Annotated in this window: 14 protein-coding genes, 1 pseudogene and 1 CRISPR repeat array (1 of these 16 cut by a window edge); of the genes and pseudogenes, 5 read left to right on the top strand and 10 right to left on the bottom strand. The window is 40.3% G+C overall.

Features of this window, described 5'->3' with window-relative positions; translation table 11 throughout:
* Positions 1-1194: a CRISPR direct-repeat array (repeat unit 37 nt; unit sequence GTTTCAATCCCCTTGCGGGGAATTTAGCTTTGGAAAG) (it extends 688 nt beyond the left edge of the window).
* 261 nt (positions 1195-1455) lie between these two features.
* Positions 1456-4914, bottom strand: coding sequence for a transcription-repair coupling factor (gene mfd / locus M595_RS15625; RefSeq protein WP_023067323.1), 3459 nt, complete (start codon positions 4912-4914; stop codon positions 1456-1458).
* A 74-nt stretch (positions 4915-4988) separates the two neighbouring features.
* Here mfd and M595_RS15620 point away from each other — a divergent pair, with 74 nt between their 5' ends.
* From M595_RS15620 to M595_RS15610, 3 genes are read left to right on the top strand one after another with little or no spacing between them, the layout of a single operon-like run.
* Positions 4989-6317: a hemolysin family protein gene (locus tag M595_RS15620; protein ID WP_023067292.1), complete on the top strand. Its 1329-nt coding sequence runs from the start codon at positions 4989-4991 to the stop codon at positions 6315-6317.
* A 59-nt stretch (positions 6318-6376) separates the two neighbouring features.
* Entirely contained in the window at positions 6377-7603 is a 1227-nt protein-coding gene (locus M595_RS15615) for an alginate O-acetyltransferase AlgX-related protein (protein WP_023067319.1), read from the top strand.
* Positions 7604-7629: 26 nt separating this feature from the next.
* The gene (locus M595_RS15610; RefSeq protein WP_023067333.1) at positions 7630-8706 is read left to right on the top strand and encodes an SGNH/GDSL hydrolase family protein; all 1077 of its coding nucleotides are present in this window, start codon (positions 7630-7632) and stop codon (positions 8704-8706) included.
* 70 nt (positions 8707-8776) lie between these two features.
* Here M595_RS15610 and M595_RS15605 read toward each other — a convergent pair whose 3' ends face one another.
* The 9 genes from M595_RS15605 to M595_RS15570 all read right to left on the bottom strand — a co-directional run bounded on the left by M595_RS15605 (position 8777) and on the right by M595_RS15570 (position 18353).
* Positions 8777-9976, bottom strand: a complete 1200-nt coding sequence (locus M595_RS15605; RefSeq protein ID WP_023067329.1) for a sensor histidine kinase — start codon at positions 9974-9976, stop codon at positions 8777-8779.
* Positions 9977-10056: 80 nt separating this feature from the next.
* The gene (locus M595_RS15600) at positions 10057-11394 is read right to left on the bottom strand and encodes a hypothetical protein (RefSeq protein ID WP_023067326.1); all 1338 of its coding nucleotides are present in this window, start codon (positions 11392-11394) and stop codon (positions 10057-10059) included.
* A gap of 56 nt (positions 11395-11450) precedes the next feature.
* Complete coding sequence (locus M595_RS15595; protein WP_023067324.1) at positions 11451-12806, bottom strand: hypothetical protein; 1356 nt, start codon at positions 12804-12806, stop codon at positions 11451-11453.
* 6 nt (positions 12807-12812) lie between these two features.
* A complete protein-coding gene (locus M595_RS15590; RefSeq protein WP_238987084.1) occupies positions 12813-14045 on the bottom strand; it encodes an SGNH/GDSL hydrolase family protein in 1233 nt (410 codons plus the stop codon).
* Positions 14042-15250, bottom strand: coding sequence for an SGNH/GDSL hydrolase family protein (locus tag M595_RS15585; RefSeq protein ID WP_023067284.1), 1209 nt, complete (start codon positions 15248-15250; stop codon positions 14042-14044). Before M595_RS15585 ends, M595_RS15590 begins: the two co-directional genes overlap by 4 nt.
* 111 nt (positions 15251-15361) lie before the next feature.
* Positions 15362-15526 carry a DUF5989 family protein gene (locus M595_RS31850; protein ID WP_009782541.1) on the bottom strand — a complete coding sequence of 55 codons (165 nt, stop codon included), beginning with the start codon at positions 15524-15526 and terminating at the stop codon, positions 15362-15364.
* Positions 15526-15936 carry an SxtJ family membrane protein gene (locus M595_RS15580; protein WP_023067320.1) on the bottom strand — a complete coding sequence of 137 codons (411 nt, stop codon included), beginning with the start codon at positions 15934-15936 and terminating at the stop codon, positions 15526-15528. Before M595_RS15580 ends, M595_RS31850 begins: the two co-directional genes overlap by 1 nt.
* Before the next feature lie 174 nt (positions 15937-16110).
* Complete coding sequence (locus tag M595_RS15575) at positions 16111-18048, bottom strand: carbamoyltransferase family protein (RefSeq protein WP_023067289.1); 1938 nt, start codon at positions 18046-18048, stop codon at positions 16111-16113.
* Positions 18049-18137: 89 nt separating this feature from the next.
* Positions 18138-18353, bottom strand: coding sequence for a hypothetical protein (locus M595_RS15570; protein ID WP_023067332.1), 216 nt, complete (start codon positions 18351-18353; stop codon positions 18138-18140).
* A gap of 15 nt (positions 18354-18368) precedes the next feature.
* On the opposite strand from M595_RS15570, the gene M595_RS15565 reads away from it, so the two are divergent.
* Both M595_RS15565 and M595_RS15560 read left to right on the top strand, forming a co-directional pair.
* Positions 18369-19376, top strand: a complete 1008-nt coding sequence (locus M595_RS15565) for a LysR family transcriptional regulator (protein WP_023067318.1) — start codon at positions 18369-18371, stop codon at positions 19374-19376.
* A gap of 50 nt (positions 19377-19426) precedes the next feature.
* A pseudogene (locus M595_RS15560) lies at positions 19427-20014 on the top strand (hypothetical protein); the annotation flags it as partial.

Here is a 20014-nt window from a genome sequence, read left to right as displayed (position 1 = left end):
TTGGAAAGCTATCCTTGATCCCCGCTAAATGTTCTTCTAACGATGTTTTAAGGTTTCAATCCCCTTGCGGGGAATTTAGCTTTGGAAAGTATCAGGAATTGTCAATCCGCTTCTTTCTTAGTAGTTTCAATCCCCTTGCGGGGAATTTAGCTTTGGAAAGCATGAACGAAACTTTGCCAGGTATTCATTTTGATGTTTCAATCCCCTTGCGGGGAATTTAGCTTTGGAAAGACTTTAACATTTTCGCCTCAGACTATGAGTTCAGCGTTTCAATCCCCTTGCGGGGAATTTAGCTTTGGAAAGTATCCACCAAATTCTTCTTCTTTGGTGACGACATTGAGTGTTTCAATCCCCTTGCGGGGAATTTAGCTTTGGAAAGTATGAAGGCAAAAGCTATTATACTAGCAGCTTGATAGTTTCAATCCCCTTGCGGGGAATTTAGCTTTGGAAAGACAATCCATTGTTCAGCTCAGACTCGAAAACAGTTGTTTCAATCCCCTTGCGGGGAATTTAGCTTTGGAAAGCTCCTCAAAAAACCTTTGAAGTTAAGGGGATCGGAAAAGGTTTCAATCCCCTTGCGGGGAATTTAGCTTTGGAAAGTATTTTTCTTCAGTGTATCCAAGCCGATGCAAGAGATGTTTCAATCCCCTTGCGGGGAATTTAGCTTTGGAAAGGCCTTCGGAAAGAGGTTGCTCTTCTTCGATTTTTGCTCTCGTTTCAATCCCCTTGCGGGGAATTTAGCTTTGGAAAGCCAAAATACATTAAGCCAGGGTGTCTCTTGTGGTTTGTTTCAATCCCCTTGCGGGGAATTTAGCTTTGGAAAGAAAAACCCGTGAATTATGTGCAAGTATTCTTAGAAGTTTCAATCCCCTTGCGGGGAATTTAGCTTTGGAAAGTTTCTGACTAATTCAAACATGAAAGACAGTCTTTCGTTTCAATCCCCTTGCGGGGAATTTAGCTTTGGAAAGCTGGCGGAAGTCGTCTGAGTCGTAGATGAAGTCTCGCATCAAGTTTCAATCCCCTTGCGGGGAATTTAGCTTTGGAAAGGCCTCGCCTGGGACAAACTCTTTCCCATGTCGTTGAGTGTTTCAATCCCCTTGCGGGGAATTTAGCTTTGGAAAGTCCTTTGCAAAGGCAAGCGAAGTAAAGCGGTCGATGTTTCAATCCCCTTGCGGGGAATTTAGCTTTGGAAAGTCCGCCGATTGAAACTGAGTCTGGGAGGGAATTCTAGAACCGATTTTCGTGAACCTCAAAATTAGGTTCATTTCAGCCCTCAAAATTTCCCGACTCCGACATCTTTTCCAAAGATTGAAACGTTGAAACTATTCATTTGTCGAGGTTCTGGCGATTTTCGTGAACCCCCTGGGGTTTTTGCCTCCGCTTAGGTTCGCGAAAAATCTAACTACAGACATAATAAAACAGCGATCGCATAATTGTCTAGCCCCAACCAGAAAATCAACCGACGGTCAACACTTCCTCTTGCTTTTCACTGAGAACATCCTGCATTTTATCCAACCATTCGATTAAAGATTCAAGTTGTTTGCTGGCATTCATCACCCCCAAACCCCTGACAGTGACTTTTCCTTTGCTGTAGACAAACCGAGAATGGAGATGAGAGGGTAGCTTTTCCTTGAGTAAATTCCAAGCGGGTTCTTCCATCGGAGTTTCCAGGAGAATATGCTGTTTATTTTCCGTATCCGGTTTAATCCGAGAAAAGCCCAGATTTTTGGCAATTTGTTTGAGTTCCATCACCCGAATTAACTGTTGGGCGGGTGTTGGTATTGGGCCATAGCGATCGCACCAATCTTCTTCTAATCTTGCTAATTCATCCCGACTACTACAAGACGCCACTTCTCGATAAGCACTCATTTTTTGATCAATATCGGGAATATAATCAGAAGGAATAAAAGCAGTCAGATTCAGATCAATTTGAGTATCATCAACTTGCGGGATTTCTTGACCTTTAATTTCTCGAATTGATTCTTCCAACATCTCGGTATACAAATCAAACCCGATCACATCCATTTGACCCGATTGTTCTGCCCCGAGTATATCACCGGCGCCGCGAATTTCTAAGTCTCTCATCGCCAGTTGATAACCGGAACCTAACTGGGTAAACTCTTGAATAGCCCTTAATCGTTTGCGGGCGTCGTCGGATAATGCCGCCCGTCCATCTGCGGTGACGGGGTAAAATAACCAGGCATGGGCTTGTACTCCCGATCGCCCAACTCGACCTCTTAACTGATACAATTGAGCCAAACCAAACCGATGAGCATCTTCGATTAAAATGGTATTCACCCGAGGAATATCTAACCCCGATTCGATGATGGTTGTACAGACTAATATTTCCGCTTCTCCAGCATTAAAGGTCAGCATAATTGATTCTAATTCTGCTGCATTCATTTGTCCATGAGCGGTAGCTATCCTTGCACTCGGCACCATTTCGCGAATTCTAGCTGATTTTTCCTCTATCCCTTCGATTCGAGGAACGACATAAAAAACCTGTCCGCCGCGATCTAATTCTTGACGAATAGCAGTGCGAATGGTTTCGTCATTGTAGGGAGATAAATGGGTTTTAATCGGGCGACGAGAGGGTGGGGGTGTGGTAATTAAACTCATTTCTCGGATACCTGACAGCGCCATATATAAAGTTCGGGGAATGGGCGTGGCGGTTAAGGTAAGAACATCGACATGAGTTTTGAGGGTTTTAATTTTTTCCTTTTGATTAACTCCAAATCGTTGTTCTTCGTCTACGACTAAGAGTCCTAAATCTTTGAATTGAATGGTTTTGCTGAGAATCGAATGGGTGCCGACAATAATATCAATTTCGCCCGTTATTAACCGTTGTTGAATTTCTTTCTTTTCGCTGGCGGTTCGGAAGCGGTTTAATAAGGCAATTTCGATGGGATAGGGGGCAAATCGTTCTTTGATGGTGTGATAATGTTGTTGAGTTAAAATGGTAGTTGGGGCGAGAAATGCCACTTGTTTTCCGGCTGTTACTGCTTTAAAGATTGCCCGAATTCCGACTTCTGTTTTCCCAAACCCAACATCTCCACACACTAAACGATCCATCGGACGTTCGGCTTCCATATCCCGTTTCACGTCTTGGGTTGATTTGAGTTGATCGGGCGTGGGTTGATAGGGGAAAGAATCTTCAAGTTCCTGTTGCCAAGGTGTATCGAGGGGATAGTTATAACCCGTTTGTTGGGCGCGTTGGGCGTAGAGTTTGAGGAGATCAACCGCCAACTTTTTAATCGCTTTTTGAACTTTATTTTTCGTTTTCTCCCAAGATTTACCCGAGAGTTTATTGAGTTGGGGAACTTTCGCCCCTGTACTTCTAAACCGCGATAAGGTTCCGACTTGATCGGCTGCAACTCGCAATAACCCATCTCCATATTGAACGACTAAATAATCGCGAGTTTCGTTATTAATTGTCAGACTTTCTAACTTTAAAAACTTGCCAATTCCATGCTGACGATGAACCACATAATCCCCCGGACGGAGTTTATTCGGGTCAACTTGTTTAGACGCCGCCCGACGCCGTTTGCGGATGTAGCTAGGAGTGGCGAGGGAATGTTGACCATAAAACTCTCGATCAGTAATGACAACGACCCGCAAAGTCGGTAAAATAAAGCCTTCGAGTTCAGCCAGTCCGGTATATTTGAGGGCGACGGGGGTATCTTTGATTAACCCATCAATGGCGGGATAGTCGCGGGGGTTGGGAACAAATTTGGATGGACAGTCGTGTTCAGAGAGGAGGGCTACAGATCGACTAGGTTGGGCTGAAACCAGAAAGATCGAAAAATGGCGATTTCGTTCTTGGCGGATCAGATCGGCGAGTTTGGCAAATTGATGAGGTGTAATGGGGACGGGGCGACTCGACAGGTTGAGACTGGGCGAACCTGCAACCAGGGGAGAAGGGTGAACTTCGGTGAGTTCCGAGAGGTAGAGGCGATCAAAGTGGGCGGAAATATCGGCTAAAGAGTCGCTAAACGGACGATGGAGTTGGGGATATGGGTTTGAATCTTGTTCTTCCGATAAACTCTGTTCGATGTGATCATACCAGCGATCGCCATGCGCCGCACATTGATCGGGTTCATCAACAGCAACTAAAGTCAGTTCGGATAAATAATCAAGTAACGAGGCGGGTTTGTCAATTTTCCAGTTTTCGGTTCCAATTCCCCAGGGGGTAAAATCGGTGGGGGTGAGAACTAATTGGGGGATTTTGTCTAGCGATCGCTGAGTTGTGGGGTCAAATTCGCGAATGCGTTCGAGTTCATCCCCAAACCATTCTAACCGAACGGGGAGTTCAGCCGCGACGGGAAAAATATCAACAATATCGCCCCGACGACTCCATTGACCTTCAGTTTCGACCAACGAAACCCGTTCATAACCGAGAGTTGCGAGTTGTTCATCGAGTTGTTTGGAGTCTTGAGTTGTTCCTTGTTTGAGAGTCAGACAATAGGGTTGAAAATCCTCAACGGGGGGAAGATGGGGTTGTAGCGATCGTTCCGTGGCGACGATCGCAATTTTCCCATTTTCCGCGCTTTTTTTGTCTGCGGCTTTTTCACGGGCGTCGGGGTTGACTAAATCTGCGAGTACCTGCATTTGTCCCCAAATCATTTCTTCGGAGAAAGAGGGATCATAGGGCGAACCTTCTGACGTCGGATAAAAATGAACCAAAGACCAACCCATTGCTTCGAGTTGGGCTGACCAGCGTCCCGCTTCTTCGAGGGTTGCAGTGACCACAAACAAATTCAGTCCGGCTTCTTGGGCGAGGGCGGAGGCGACCAATCCTTTCGGTAAGCGGGGAACCCCGTTAAGGTAAAGTGATTGATGTTGATTGAGTTTAGTCAGGAGTTCGCGGGTCAACGGCGATCGCGCAGTCGCCCGAACAATCGCAGAAAATGTCATAGATGCTTCAGGAATGGTGTTGTCGTTCTTACCATTTTAGAGAATTTAGCGATTTGTTATTGGGGAATTATAAAATGCTTGCGGTCTTTAATGAAATTTTAATTTTACTGTTGTTGGTTTTGGCGAATGGTGTATTTGCCATGTCTGAGATTGCTATTGTCTCATCTCGTCGGGTGCGTTTGCAACAGTTAGCGAATGCGGGAAACAAAAAAGCCCACACCGCCCTAGAATTGGCGAATACACCGAATCGCTTTTTATCGACGGTTCAAGTGGGGATTACGTTAATTGGGATTTTAGCCGGGGCGTTTGGGGGGACAACGTTAGCGGAGAAACTCGCTGGAAAACTGGATAAAATTTCTGTTTTGGCGCCGTATAGTGAGGCAATTAGTTTGGGGATTGTGGTTTGTTTTATTGCTTATTTGTCTTTGATTTTAGGGGAATTGGTACCGAAACGGTTAGCCTTAAATCACCCTGAACGGATTGCTACAATGGTTGCTAAACCGATGAGATGTTTATCTACGGTCGCCTCTCCGGTGGTTTATTTGCTGAGTAGTTCGACAGAGTTGATTTTACATTTGTTGGGCAGTGAAGTTCCGAATGAACCGCAAGTCACCGAAGAAGAAATTAAGGTGTTAATCGAACAAGGTACACAATCGGGGATTGTCGAAGAAGCCGAACAAAATATTGTAGATCGGGTGTTTCAATTGGGAGATCGTCCGGTGCATCGTTTAATGACACCTCGGCCGGAAGTGGTTTGGTTGGATTTAGAAGAAACTCCCGAACAAAATCGCCACAAACTGAATAATAGTTCTTATACTAGAGTGTTAGTTTGTCAGGGGGGTTTAGATAATGTATTGGGGTTTGTCCGGGTGACGGATTTATTATCTCAAACCTTATTAAATCATCCCCTAGATTTAACTCGTCCGTTGCGACGTCCTTTGTTTGTTCCCGAAAGCACTTCGGTGTTAAAAATTTTGGAAATGTTCAAACAAACCGGAACCCATCTCGGGATAATTGTCGATGAATATGGGGTGATTCAAGGGTTAGTAACATTGAATGATATTTTGTTAGAATTGGTCGGTGATATTCCCGCAGTTGATCATTTGGATGAACCGCAAGTGATTCAGCGCGAAGATGGATCTTGGTTGTTGGATGGAATGTTAGCGGTTGAGGACTTTTTTAAATTATTTAAATTAGAAAGGTTTGCCCAACAGTCTCGAGGAAGTTATCATACGGTTGGCGGTTTTGTGATTACTCATTTGAGTCGAATTCCTTCGGTAGCGGATCATTTTGAATGGAATGGGTTGAGAATTGAGGTGGTTGATATGGATGGAAATCGGGTGGATAAAGTGTTGGTAATGCCGATTGTTTTAGACCGAATGCCAACAAATTTACAGCCTTAAAATTTTAAATGTAAGATTGATTTTGTATAAACACTGAATGATTTGCTGTCCTGAAGTCTATGTTAAAATTACTCAAGTCACTTTCTTTTAAACAAATTCGTCAAACTTTAATTTTACTATTTTGTTGGACGGTTGTACCGTTGGTTTTGGTGGAAGTTTTGATGATTGTTTTAGAACCTTATTTGTTTAAAGGGTTGTATCAATACGATCAAGATTTGGGCTTTAAAATTCGTCCCTATGCCAATGGAAACAATCAATTTGGTTTCAATGATAAAGATTATCCGTTAGAAAGGGAAGCGGGTAAATTTCGGATGTTAGTTGTTAGTGATTCTTTTAATTGGGCAGGGGGAAAAGAGGAAAATTACACGACATTGTTAGAGAATCAGTTTACAGAATATTATGGTATTGATCAAGTTGAAGTGATTAATACGGGTTATCCGGGAACCCATACGGGGGAACAGTTGGAAATGTTGAAAAAGTTCGGTTTGCAATATCATCCGGATTTAGTAGTTTTGGGGTTTTTTGTCGGAAATGATTTTATTGATGCTGATCCCCACCGTAAGCGAATTATTGTGAATGATATTTATATTGATATTGATAAACGGGAAGAATTGGTTATCTTTGGTTATCCGATTATCGGACAGTCAAGGTTATGGCTATTTATCCAACAAAAATATAAAATCTTTCAAGAAGCCGCAAAATCTCAACAAGCGTTAGAGTCTGGGGAAACGTTAATTGCTTCTTCAACTCCTCAACTTGTTACTCAAAATTATAACTCTACTGTTGAACAGTCTCCGGGGATTCTTTCCTTAGAAACGTTTTTAGAAGTTGAGAAAAGTCGCTTGAGTTTTTGCCGAAAACATGACTTAGCAGAAGGAGAAAGAGATAAAAATATTAACTATATTCTCAATGCTATTTCAGAAATGAATCGGATTCTACAAGAAAAAAATATTCAGTTTGTTGTCGCAATTTATCCTGATGAATTTCAGGTGAACCCTAAGCTGTTTAATCAAATTATTGAAGAATTTAACCTGAAGCCCGAAAAGTATCAAGTGACCTGTATGCAAGATATTCTCAAACAACATTTAGAAGCCGAAAATATTGCTTATATTGACTTTTTAGAACGGTTCAAAGCCGAACAAAAAAAACAGCATTTATATCTACTTCAAGAACCCCATTGGAACTCGGCGGGAAATCAACTCGCGGCTGATATTTTGTTTGATAATTTGCGACCGAAAACAGATAATTACTTTCAGTCTTTAGTTAAACCTTCCGCTTCCAAATAACTTCTTTTAAAATAATTTCAATCAAAATGCTTAAACTCAAACAAGTTAAATCTTTCTTTCTCCAAACCTTAATCATCACCACAATCACTTTAATTTTATCAGAAATTACCTTCAGAATTTACCACAAAATTAACCCTACCTTCCTATTTACAGACCGTTCCTACAACCGTTGGCGAGGAAAACCCAACTCTCAAGATTTTAACTTTACGTTAAATTCCAAAGGCTTTAAAGATGTGGAATTTACCGCAGAAAAACCCGAGGGCGTTTATCGAATTATTGGAATTGGCGATTCTTTCAGCTTTGGAATTGTTCCCTACCCATACAATTATCTCACATTGTTAGAAGAAAAACTCAATCAAAACAATCAACAAATTGAATTGATTAATATGGGAATTCCTGGAATGGGGCCAAAAGATTATCTCTCTTTGTTAGTCAATGAAGGGCTAGAAGTTCAACCGGATATGGTGTTACTTTCCTTTTATATTGGCAATGATTTTATGGATAATCAATTCAAAGCCAAAGAACGACAATGGGATAAGTCTTATGTGATTTCTTTTGTGCGATCGCTAATTAAACTTCAAACCCAATACGAAGGATTAGTTTTTAATCCTAGTAATAGTTTAATATACATTGACAATGCACCAACCCACAACGATGAATTTTATTTAAACGATACCAAAAATAAAAGTAATATGTTCGTTAAAAATCCGGCGGATGACATCTTTGAGGGATACGTGAAAGATGCGGTGAGTGATATTCTCAAAATTAAAGAAATCTGCGACTATCGCAATATTAAGTTAGTGGTAGTGATTATTCCCGATGAAGTTCAAGTCAATCAAAAATTACAATCAAAAATAGTCAAAATGTTTGATTCAGATGATCCTGATAAGTTGGATTTTCGACTTCCCAACCGAATGTTAAAAGAAACCTTTCAAGAAAATAATATTGAATACATTGATTTAATGGATGAATTTATCTCCGCTTCCCGTCAAACCCGACTCTACAAACCCAACGATACTCACTGGAATATTGCGGGAAATCAACTCGCCGCAGAAGTTTTATTTAGAAATATTTTAGAAAAATATCCAAATCAACTAAAATAATTTAATATCATTTTACTCAAATAGAGAGTTGGATATGTTAATTATTTTTCTTTAAAAATAGAAGACAAAATTAGTTTTTTTCTAAAATAAAAGGTAATGTAATTGTAAAAACAGATCCTTCTCCTACTGTTGAATTTACCTGAACTTTTCCTTTAAACAATCTGACAACTAGACTCACAATTGCTAGTCCTAAGCCTATACTTTCTAGAGGATTGTCAATCGGATCGACTTGAAAATAAGACTCAAAAATATTAACTTTATTTTCTTCGGAAATCCCAATTCCTGTATCGGAAACTACAATAGACCATTCTTGCTGATTAAGTTGCTGACAAATCACGGTAATATTTCCTTCTTTTGTATACTTAATAGCATTAGTGACTAAATTATTAATCAGTTGTTGGATACGAAGTGGATCAGTAAGAACTTGTAAGGGAGCAAGTTTAACATCGATAAAAATTTCAAGTTCTTTCGCTTTCGCTTGGGGTTTTAATCCTTCTTCTATAATTTCTTCAATCAAAGAACCCACATTAATTCTTTCTAAGTTGAGTTGCATACACCCCTGATCATAACGTGAGATTTCTAACGCATCATTAATGATTTTTAAAAGCAGTCGTCCATTGCGAAGTACCCGTTCAATTGAATCTAGGTTAGTAGCTGTGACTTTATCTTGAGACTTTAAGCGCTTTTGTTGTTCTCGAATTAATAAATCAGAATAACCAATAATTGAATTAAGGGGGGTTTTAAGTTCATGAGCGAGGTAAGCTAGGTTGTCTTTCTGAACTTGAACAAGGCGAGTTAGCTCTTGATTCGTTAATGTTAATTGACCTTGCATTTGTTGGAGTTCAGTGAGCCTTGCTTCGATATAACTCTCTAGACTATTCGCGATAATTGCATCTAAAACACTATCTAGAATTTTAATAGCTTGTAGTACCTCATCAACTGAACCTGTGAGTAAATCCGGATGTAAAATATCTAAAATAATCGTTCTTAGGAGGCGATATTCTCGCATGATTTCTGCTGTATCATACCCCTGTTCCGCTCGTACAAATCCATGATGTAAACTTTTTTCTTCTAGTTGCTCTTGATCACCCAAGTATTGTTTTGAAAGTAGCCTCGCCACCTCAGCAAGAACGTCGGGTAAACTATTTTTTACCGCTTGATATGCAATATCTTTTGCACTCTCTATTTCTCTATCACGATGAACAGCTTCAACCCATCGTTCAACAATCAGTTCTAATTGGCTTGATAAACTTTGTCCCAGGTCTTTCATCTCAAATAATCATATATTTAGTCTCTATTAAATGTTAACATAAAGATCAGCAAAATATATTTTTAAATTCATTTATCTGATTAATTTTGAGTTTTAGCCTCAAAAGATTTATCCGTTAACGTCTCCACAATTGAACTGCCAATATAAGTTGAAAAAATTTCTTCTCCCCTTGCGTTATAGTGACAGCAGTTATCTCCATAAACGGGTTCAGCAACGTCATCAAAAATATTTAGGGCATTAAAAATATTAATATTATTTGCTTTCAACTCATCAATTTGTTTAATTAACAAAGGATAGCCAAATTTTACTCCTTTTTTGTAAGGACTCGACTCAATGAAAGCAATTTTCTTTTCCGCTTCGCTAAATTTTCGGTTGGTTTTCCAATATTGATTCGGTTGAAAAAAATGAAAATAAGGAATATTATTAGCGGCTGCAACTTGGTGCATTAATATAGAGGTTTTCGCCCAATAATCAGCCACTTGTTCAAAAAATACCGCATCCGGTAAAACCTCATCTTGGTTATAAAAGAAAATTACACTTTCTTGATCTTCATCTAGAGGTTTATTTCTGTATCTCTCAAATCTTTGGAGATTTTCTCGATAGTTTTTAACTAAGGTTTGAACGTAAACTGACATAATAGCATTACAGGATGCAAGTTTACAGTCTTGTAACGTTTCAAGATTATCACTTAACTGTTCTTTATTTTCTTTAATTTCTAGCAGTGTTCTTAGGGCTTTATCTGATAAACTATTATTGGCAAGTCCGGTTAAAGGTTCGATATGAGCGGGACTTGGCATGGCAAAATCGAGTTGACGTTGGTTATTAAGATTAGAAAGTGCGACTTCGTTAAACCCATCAATATTAATAATCAAATCAAACTTTTGACCCCGAGCTAACATATAGTTTAAAATTAATAACTGTTGGGGTTGTTTATATCCACCAATTGCAAAAGACAAAATAATAATTTCCTTATTTTTATATTGGGGAACTTGCTGAAGGATTTTTTCTAAAAGTTTATTTTTGACTTCATAAATTGAGTAGTTAGAAGCAACAGAACCTCCAAAAACTCCAACAATAACTTGATTGTCATTTGTTTTTTCAAAAGGATAATCATAGGGAGTAATAAACCCATAATTATTATATTTAAAACCCGGTCTAAAATCAGGGCCAGGTTTTTGTACGAACCCGAAAAAAGGATGTAAACGTTCGACAATCGATTCTCCTCCGACTCGCACCCCTTCTAAATTAATCCCCAAATCTTGATAGTTTTCTGATTTTTCACGAGTATAAAAAAACTGTTTGTTTATAATTAAGTAGAACGCCAAAGAACCCAGTTCAAGAAAGACAAATAAAAGCACTAGATTAATAACTGTTAGCTTGAGTCCTTCTTGAATTAATTTAACGTTTAATTTTTTCATCATTTATCTTTTTTTAAGGTAATATTGAGAGGCAATCAAAACCGATCTGAGAGTTGTTAGGGATGAAAAGTTTTTATAATGGACTGAGCGACATAATCGGTTAGGATATCCTGTCCAAGTTGATTATAATGACAACAACTATCTCGATAAACCGTTTCGGAAGTCTCATCTAAAATTTTAACAGCATTGAATAGGTTTATACCATATTTTTGCATCTGTTCAGCTTTGGAAATCAAAACTGGATAGTTCTTTCGAGCAGCTTGATGATAGGGACTCTCCCGAATCATTTGCTTTTCTGCTGATGAAAAAATTCGTTCAGTTGGGTAATGTTGATTGGGTTGAATAAAATGAAAATAGGGAATCTGACGCATTGAAAGTAAATGAGACATCATCAGAGAAGATTCAAACCAGTTATTAACGGCTTGATTAACCGCAACGGTATCTTCTAATACTTCTGATGTTTTAGATAATGCAATCAGACTTTTTTCAGAATGACCTGCTGTGGATTGTTTCTGGATTTGACGTTGATCAAAATCACTGACTTGCTGCTGATAACTTTTGGATAAATGTTTTATTCTAAGCTGATTAACCCCATAACACCAAGCCAGTTGACATTGATTTAACTGTTGATTGACTTGAGTTAATTTTTGTTTAGTTTTAATTATTTCTCCCATGGAAACAATCGCCGATAAATCTGCATTAACTAAACTCGTTAACGGTTGAAAATGTTGAAAACTTGGCATAGAAAAATTAAGTTTTGCTTGGTTATTTAAGGGAGATAATGCCAGTTCATTAAAGCCATCAATATTAATCACCAAATCAAACTCTTGACCCATCGATAAAAAATAACTTAAAATTAAAAGTTGTTGGGGTTGTTTGTATCCACCGTTGGCAAAGTTTAGAACAATAATTTCTTTATTTTTAAACTGGGGTAAAGATTGGAGTTTTTGAATCAGAGTTCGAGGATGAGAAGGATCAATCGTTTCATTCACACTAAAATCACTCGCTACCGAACCCCCAAAAATACCAATAATAACTTGATTAGAATGAGTTTTGGTATAGGGATAATTATAAGGCGAGAAAAAGCCATAATTATTCACTTTTAACCCAGAATTTTCATGGTTATAGACTCCGGGTTTCAGAACATAGCCAAAAAATGGATGAAAGCGAACAAGAATAGATTCATTGTTTGATTTTTTCTGAGATAATTTTGTTAAAACAAAAGATTCTGGATGATTACCAACTCTTTTAGGAGAAAAATAAATAATACGTTTTTCAGTAATCCAAATCAATAAAAATAATACGGCTTCTGTTAAAACAAACAATAGAACTAAGTTAACTAAACCCACAGTTACCCAAGGTTTAACTTGTTTGATAACAGGTAATTTTTTAAGACTCTGATAAAATTTCATAAAAAATTAGGGTGTTTGGTTTGTTTTTTGTACCTGCTGAGATGTAATTCGCTGACAAATTTGATTCGACATTAACTCAGCCGCAACTCGATTTCCGTCTCGATTCCAATGACCTTCACAGGGAAACGCATTCTCAAAACCATGCAAACACTCGCCTTTTTCTTCTGCTACTTTTTGTAGAGGTTCGGCTAATCTAAACACAGTAAAATCTTCTCGTTCACCTAACGCTTGAATACGCTTGTCGGGGTAAAATAAATCTTGAATATCGTATTTTTCCATGAACTCTTGGCGTTTATCTAGTTTGGGATGAACTTGATAAGAATCACTAATCGTAAACACCATAAAATCAACACCTTGCTGTTTAACTTCATCCTGAATTAACGAAATTAATCCTTCAGTAATATTCCAAGCTTCTTCCCAATTTTCATCGGGGGGTTCTTTGTAGAAATTGATATTCGTTTGTTCGTAATCTTGTTCAAATTGACGCTGTTTTGCTGTCGCTTCCGCTTGTCGAATCAGTTGTAAAATTCGGGAATTTTCTAACAACCAACGGGGTAAATAATCGAGTCTAGAAGTTGAATAGTAATCCCGTTCCAGTTGAGTTAAATCTTTAAAAGAATTATCAATCACCCATTGACCATTTTCTAAGGTAAAATAAGGACGAAAATGATCATGTTCTAAAGGTTTATAATTATTACGGATATCATTGCCTGGATAAAAACCCAACAATACTAAATCTGGGGAAAATTGCCAAACGTGATGGCGTAATGTCATCAATTCTTGGGCGGTACCATAACCCTGAACTCCAAAATTTAAAACCTCAACATTCTTCCCGTTTAACGCTGAACATTCGGCTAATTTTTGTTCCATAATTGCTGCTGCGGTATATTCTAACGGAACATGAATCGCCTCAACAAATGAGTCTCCTAAAAACGCAATTCGATAGGTATTTTCAGGCTTATTAACGGTTCGTTCTTGATCGCGCATTCCGCTACTATTCATCTGAACTCCGGTTCTTTCCCCTTCCCCCGCCCACACCGTCACTGCATTCGCCCGAGGCGCCCAACCCCGGTGGGGATCATCAACCCGATAAGCGAGGGTTTCTGACTCAGGATCGGGCGGTAATGGTGCCTCAATTCCCGCTAGCCGTAAACCGATTTCACCGATCAAAATTGCAAAGATAAAACTTCCACAAACTAAGCCCAAATTAATAGCTAAAGGTTTAAGTTTCTTGATCATTTTTTCACCTGTTGACATAACTGATTTGCGATTAATTTTCCGGCAAATTGATGTCCGTCTGGGTTCCAATGTCCCGCACAAGGAACTGCTGTTTCAAACCCATGTAAACAGATGTTATTTTCTTCTGAATAGGCTTGAAAGGGTTCGGCTAAATTTAACACGGGAAAACGTTTGCGATCGCCTAATCTTTGGAGTCGTTGATCAGGATAAGATAAATCTTCTATTTGATAAGTATTCATAAAAGATTGACGAAAAGCTGGATTGGGATGAACCTGTATCGGATCAGCAATCGTTACTAACAAAAATTCGGCATTTTTTTGTTGAACTTCCTGATTCATCAGAGTGATTAAATCTTCAGTAATATTCCAGGCTTCTTGCCAAACAAGATCGGTGGGTTCTTGAAAGTTTTTAGCATTAAGTTTGTTTAAATGTTGCAGTAAATTTTTTTGCTTTAAATCTCGTTCTGCTTTTTTAGCAACTTGTAAAATTCTCGAATGATTAACCAATCCACTGGGTAGCCGATCAACAGCCGTAATCCAATAGCGATCGCTATGTTCAAGCGATAAGTTTCTAAAGGAATAATCCGGCACTAATTCCCCATCTTTATATACAAAAAACGGTCGATAATGATTACTTTCAAGTTGTGCTGAATTATCAATTATATCATTGCCAATAAAAAAGGAAAGAATCACAATATCTGGGTTATAGTCCCACACCTTTTCACGCAACATTAATAATTCTTGGGCGGTACCATAACCATCCACCCCAAAATTCATCACTTCTACTTTTTTACCTTTCAATCCGGCACAGTTTTGTAATTCTTTTTCGATGGTAGACCAGTAAGTTTGTTCAACGTCAACCTGCACCGCTAACGTAAAAGAATCCCCTAAAACAGCAATTCTGACTGTATCTTTTGCCTTGTTTTTAGAGTAAATTTGATCTCGAAATCCATTAATATTAATCTTAATATAAGCTTCACCTTCCTGTTCCCATAACCCAGAAGCCCCCGGTCGATTTGTCCAGCCCAAATCAGGATGAGACATGGTATAAAAAGAAGGTGAAAAATTACCATGACCCGGTTGAGGCAACTTTTTTAACCCTTCAATTCCAGCTAAACGCAATCCAATTTCCCCCATCAATACGCCAAATAAAACACTTCCTAGTGTTAAACCTAGATTCAATATCCAAGCCTTGCGTTTACCCATTCTCGTCTACTTATCTTCAAAAAAATAAAGCTCTGTAGAGACATTATTAGGAACATCTCTACAAGAATACTTCTTGGTTTTTTATAGCTTCCGTCTTCAATGTGTTCAAGTTTAGAACAACGTATAAATAAACGGAGCGATCGCAGAACCTTGAGAGAGAACAATTAACGCCCCCAACAAAACCAAAGTAATAATCAGAGGCAATAACCAATACTTTTTGCGTTCTTTCATAAACGCCCACAAATCTTTTAAAAAGTCTAATGTTGCTTCAAACACTAGAAAGGACGCTCCATACTTTCACGATTTCTAACTTGACTTCCAACCCGATAGGTTGAGAGATTGGGGTTCAATTCCCGCTGCATGGCATCGCTGCCGAAAATTCGTTTAATCAATGCCATCGGTGTCATCATAACGTAAAACACCATCCCTAGAATAATCCTGGTATTAATCCCGCTTAAAACCAAACCAACCCGCATCCAACCGTGATAAATCGGATCAAGGGTACCGGGAATAATCAACGCCCACACCGCCAAAATTGACCCCAATATCCAGGGCCAAACCGGAGGGGGCCAGTGTCGAAATACGAGGGGAAGCACGAACCCAAACAACCCCGCAAATATGCCGCCTGTTGTGAGTCCGAACTCTCGCAAACCTTTTTTATCAAGCTTAGGAATATCGTGATCCATTGTTTGTTGATTGAGTGTACAAAACTAAGCTGAAATTGTCTCGTTAAGCCCCATTTTATCCCCCCTAGCCCCCCAATTATGCGCCCCCCTAGCCCCCCAATTCTGGGGGGAATTAGAGTTCTAAGTTCCTCTTTTTCGGGGTCACGGGGGCGCGGGATGATCGGGGGATTCAAATTAATCTAACTCAAATTCCTGTTTCCAAGACTCATCTTTTTCCCAGGGTGTTTGATCGGATTTAGCGAGAAGATAGTTTTCTAATACTAAATAATCCATCTCGGTTCGCATAAAACAGCGATAAGCATCTTCCGGTGTGCAAACAATGGGTTCACCTCGCACGTTAAAGGAAGTATTGACAATTACACCACATCCGGTTCGTTTTTCAAAGTGAGAAATCAGGTCGTGATAGCGAGGATTTGTGTCTTGATGAACCGTTTGTACCCGTGCAGAATAATCGACATGAGTAATTGCAGGAATTTCTGAACGCGGAATTTTGAGTTGATCAATTCCAAATAATTGTTGTTGTTCAGCCGTCATGGAAATACGAACATCTTTTTTAACAGGCGCCACTAACAACATATAAGGACTGGCTGAATTCATATCAAAATAATCAGACACTCGTTCGGCTAAAACAGACGGTGCAAAGGGTCGAAAAGATTCCCGATATTTAATCTTTAAGTTCATCACCGACTGCATTTTAGAGTTGCGGGGATCGCCAATAATTGAACGTCCACCCAACGATCGCGGCCCAAATTCCATCCGACCTTGAAACCACCCAACAACGTTTCCTTCGTCTAAAATTTCCGCCAAACGGGGCATTAATTTCGCATCTTCTAATCGCACATAAGCCGCGTTAATTGAGTCGAGATAAAGTAGAATGTCCTCATCACTAAATCTTGGCCCTAAATAAGCTCCTTTCATCCGATCTTTCGGGGCAGAAACCGTCTTTATTTTAGGTTCTAACGTCGCAATTGTTGAGTTTTTAATCGCCGGATTTTCTACAGTTGTACTCACGGCAAATACTTTTTCGGGTTCAACAGTTCGAGGTTGATTGTGATATTGATACCATACCGCCAAAGCCGCCCCTAACGCTCCGCCTGCATCTCCGGCTGCGGGTTGAATCCAAATGTCTTTAAACGGCCCTTCGCGCAAAATACGACCGTTTGCAACACAATTTAACGCTACCCCTCCCGCCATACAAAGATAATCAACATTCAGTTCTTTTTGAACCGTTCTTGATAACCGTAAAACCACTTCTTCTGTCACCACTTGTATTGAAGCGGCGATATCCATTTCTCGTTGAGTGAGTTTGGTTTCCGGTTGACGAGGCGGCCCTGCAAACAGTTGATCAAACTTTTTATTTGTCATCGTTAAGCCGACGGTATAGTTGAAATAATCCATATTCAACCGGAAAGTACCATCGTCTTTTAAATCAATTAAATGGGTGAGAATTGTATCAACATATTTCGGCTGACCATAAGGCGCCAACCCCATCAGTTTGTACTCACCAGAATTGACTTTAAATCCGGTATAATAAGTAAAGGCAGAATACAACAAACCCAAGGAATGGGGAAAGTCAATCTCCCACTGCGGAGTTAGAGTATTGCCTTCGCCTAACCATACCGTTGTTGTCGCCCATTCCCCCACACCATCGAGACACAAAACCGCCGCCCGTTCAAAAGGACTGGGAAAATAGGCAGAAGCCGCGTGAGACTGATGATGTTCAGAAAACATCAATTTTGGCAATTTTGCCCGTTTAACACCGAGTAAATTGGAAAATTCTTTTTTTAAGATCGTTTTCAGGTAAAGTTTTTCTTTCAACCAAACAGGCATCGCCATTATAAACGAACGAAACCCATTCGGGGCGTAGCTGAGGTAAGTTTCTAAAAGTCGTTCAAATTTGACTAAAGGTTTGTCATAGAAAACAATATGATCAACATCAAGAAGGGTAATATTGGCTTGTTGTAAACAGTAGCGGATCGCGTGTTCAGGAAAGCGGGCATCGTGCTTTTTTCGGGAAAATCGTTCTTCTTGGGCGGCAGCGATAATCTCTCCATCTCGGACTAAAGCCGCTGCACTATCGTGATAATAGGCTGAAATTCCCAGTATGTGCATAAATTTTAGATCTCCTCACAAATTGCGCTATCCGGACTTGGGCGATCGCTTGGCACGGGGGGCGCTGACACTACTCATCAAAAATATCTTCAGATTATACCAACGACGGCCCGACTCCGACGGAAGATTCCGAAAAAAGAGATTAATTCTTGAGAAATGGGGAGATTGGGAGATTGGGAGATTGGGAGATTGGGAGATTGGGCGGCGGGAAGAATGTCAATAATTCTTCGAGAAAACGCTGTATCAACCTCTACTAAACTAAAAATGTAGATCAAGTACCATAAATTTGGATAGAGTACAGCCATCTTAATCAAATTTTCATGCGCTTAGAGCAGTTGCAATCTTTTCTGTGTGTGGCTGAAACCGGAAGCTTTCAACAAGCCGCACACAAATGTGGGGTTACTCAGTCAACGATCAGCCGTCAAGTGCAAGGATTAGAAGCCGAACTCGGTTTACCTCTATTCCATCGTACCGCTCAAGCAAAGCTGACCGTTGGGGGAGAACGCTTTTGGCCCTATGCTCGCAAAATTTGTCAAACCTGGGACAGTGCAAAAGAAGAATTAGCCTCCTTACTCGCGGGAAAACAACCCGAACTCTGTGTGGCAGCCATTCATTCAATTTGTGCCTCTTACCTACCTCCCGTGTTGCAGAAATTTTGCTACGCTTACCCAGAAGTTCAACTGCGAGTCACCTCCCTCGGAAGTGATCGGGCGCTCAAGGTGTTGCGAGATGGGTTAGTTGACGTCGCCATTGTGATGAATAACCGCTCATTTACCGCAACCGGAGAATTGATTGTCCAAAGCCTCTATTGGGAACCGATAGAAGTATTGATGGCCGCTACCCATCCCCTCGCCAGTTACACCCAAGTTCCTTGGTCAGAACTGGTTCTTTATCCGCAAGTGGTGTTCAAAGACGGTTATGGAATGCAGCGTTGGGTCTTAGAAAAATTTAATCAAACCCAAGCCCAACTCAAAGCAGTTCTCGAACTCAACACCCTAGATGGGTTTCGAGGAGTCGTCCGTCAGGGAGAATTAGTGGCTTTACTCCCCCGTTCAGCCTTAATTGAATCTCAAACTGACTCGACTTTAGCCATTCGTCCAATTGGTGTCGCAGAGGTCAACCCAACAAACACCAAAAAACCCAACGATTTATCCCCATCCGCCTGTGATCGGGCTTGGAGTCGGGAAGTCGTTATGGTCGCCACTTCGGATCGAATGCAAATTCCCCCGATAGAATATTTCTGGAAATTAGTCCAAGAGTTTATTCCGCCAACTTGTGATCCCGTTCTCGAAAAAGTTGGCAAAATAACTGCCGAAAGTCCCTCTTAAACCAGATATGCTAGAGACTTCCTAGTTGTTTTCACCTCTAAACAGATGTAATGAGCGATCGCTTTCGAGACTTACTTCGTAAAATTGGCAGTGGCCCTCATACCGGCGAAAATCTCAATCGCACCGAGGCCGCAGATGCGATGAAAATGATGCTATTACAGGAAGCAACTCCTGCCCAAATTGGCGCATTTTTAATAGCCCACCGCATCAAACGACCCACCAGCGAAGAATTAGCCGGAATGTTAGATGGCTGCGATCAATTCGCGTCCAAACTTCAACCGCTCTCGACCCCTCCCTTACTCTTGAATTGTCCCTACGATGGGCGCTCCCGTACCGCTCCTGTTACTCCTTTAACCGCGTTAATTGTGGCAACAGCAGGCGTTCCGGTGATATTACACGGGGGGGATACCATGCCAACCAAAGAAGGGATTACCCTAACTGAAATTTGGCAACGGTTGGGAGTGGACTGGACAACGCTAACCTTTGAACAGGTTCAACAGGTTCTAGAGACGACTCATTTAGGGTTTGTCTATCTTCCCGCTCATTTTCCCGAGGCAGCCGCTTTGGTTCCCTATCGTCGGGAAATTGGCAAACGTCCGCCTCTGGCAACGATGGAATTGATGTGGTGTCCCTATGCA

Origin of the sequence: Lyngbya aestuarii BL J (assembly GCF_000478195.2) — a bacterium.
Classification (GTDB): domain Bacteria; phylum Cyanobacteriota; class Cyanobacteriia; order Cyanobacteriales; family Microcoleaceae; genus Capilliphycus; species Capilliphycus aestuarii.
The sequence above is the reverse complement of the archived record's forward strand: the minus strand, read 5'-3'. Positions and strand labels throughout refer to the sequence as shown.

Coding starts and splice junctions, on each gene's coding strand:
- M595_RS15570 (WP_023067332.1), bottom strand. CDS start 18,353: ATGGCTGTACTCTATCCAAATTTATGGTACTTGATCTACATTTTTAGT.
- M595_RS15590 (WP_238987084.1), bottom strand. CDS start 14,045: ATGATCAAGAAACTTAAACCTTTAGCTATTAATTTGGGCTTAGTTTGT.
- M595_RS15605 (WP_023067329.1), bottom strand. CDS start 9,976: ATGAAAGACCTGGGACAAAGTTTATCAAGCCAATTAGAACTGATTGTT.
- M595_RS15595 (WP_023067324.1), bottom strand. CDS start 12,806: ATGAAATTTTATCAGAGTCTTAAAAAATTACCTGTTATCAAACAAGTT.
- M595_RS15610 (WP_023067333.1), top strand. CDS start 7,630: ATGCTTAAACTCAAACAAGTTAAATCTTTCTTTCTCCAAACCTTAATC.
- M595_RS15585 (WP_023067284.1), bottom strand. CDS start 15,250: ATGGGTAAACGCAAGGCTTGGATATTGAATCTAGGTTTAACACTAGGA.
- mfd (WP_023067323.1), bottom strand. CDS start 4,914: ATGACATTTTCTGCGATTGTTCGGGCGACTGCGCGATCGCCGTTGACC.
- M595_RS15615 (WP_023067319.1), top strand. CDS start 6,377: ATGTTAAAATTACTCAAGTCACTTTCTTTTAAACAAATTCGTCAAACT.
- M595_RS15580 (WP_023067320.1), bottom strand. CDS start 15,936: ATGGATCACGATATTCCTAAGCTTGATAAAAAAGGTTTGCGAGAGTTC.
- M595_RS15565 (WP_023067318.1), top strand. CDS start 18,369: ATGCGCTTAGAGCAGTTGCAATCTTTTCTGTGTGTGGCTGAAACCGGA.
- M595_RS15575 (WP_023067289.1), bottom strand. CDS start 18,048: ATGCACATACTGGGAATTTCAGCCTATTATCACGATAGTGCAGCGGCT.
- M595_RS15620 (WP_023067292.1), top strand. CDS start 4,989: ATGCTTGCGGTCTTTAATGAAATTTTAATTTTACTGTTGTTGGTTTTG.
- M595_RS15600 (WP_023067326.1), bottom strand. CDS start 11,394: ATGAAAAAATTAAACGTTAAATTAATTCAAGAAGGACTCAAGCTAACA.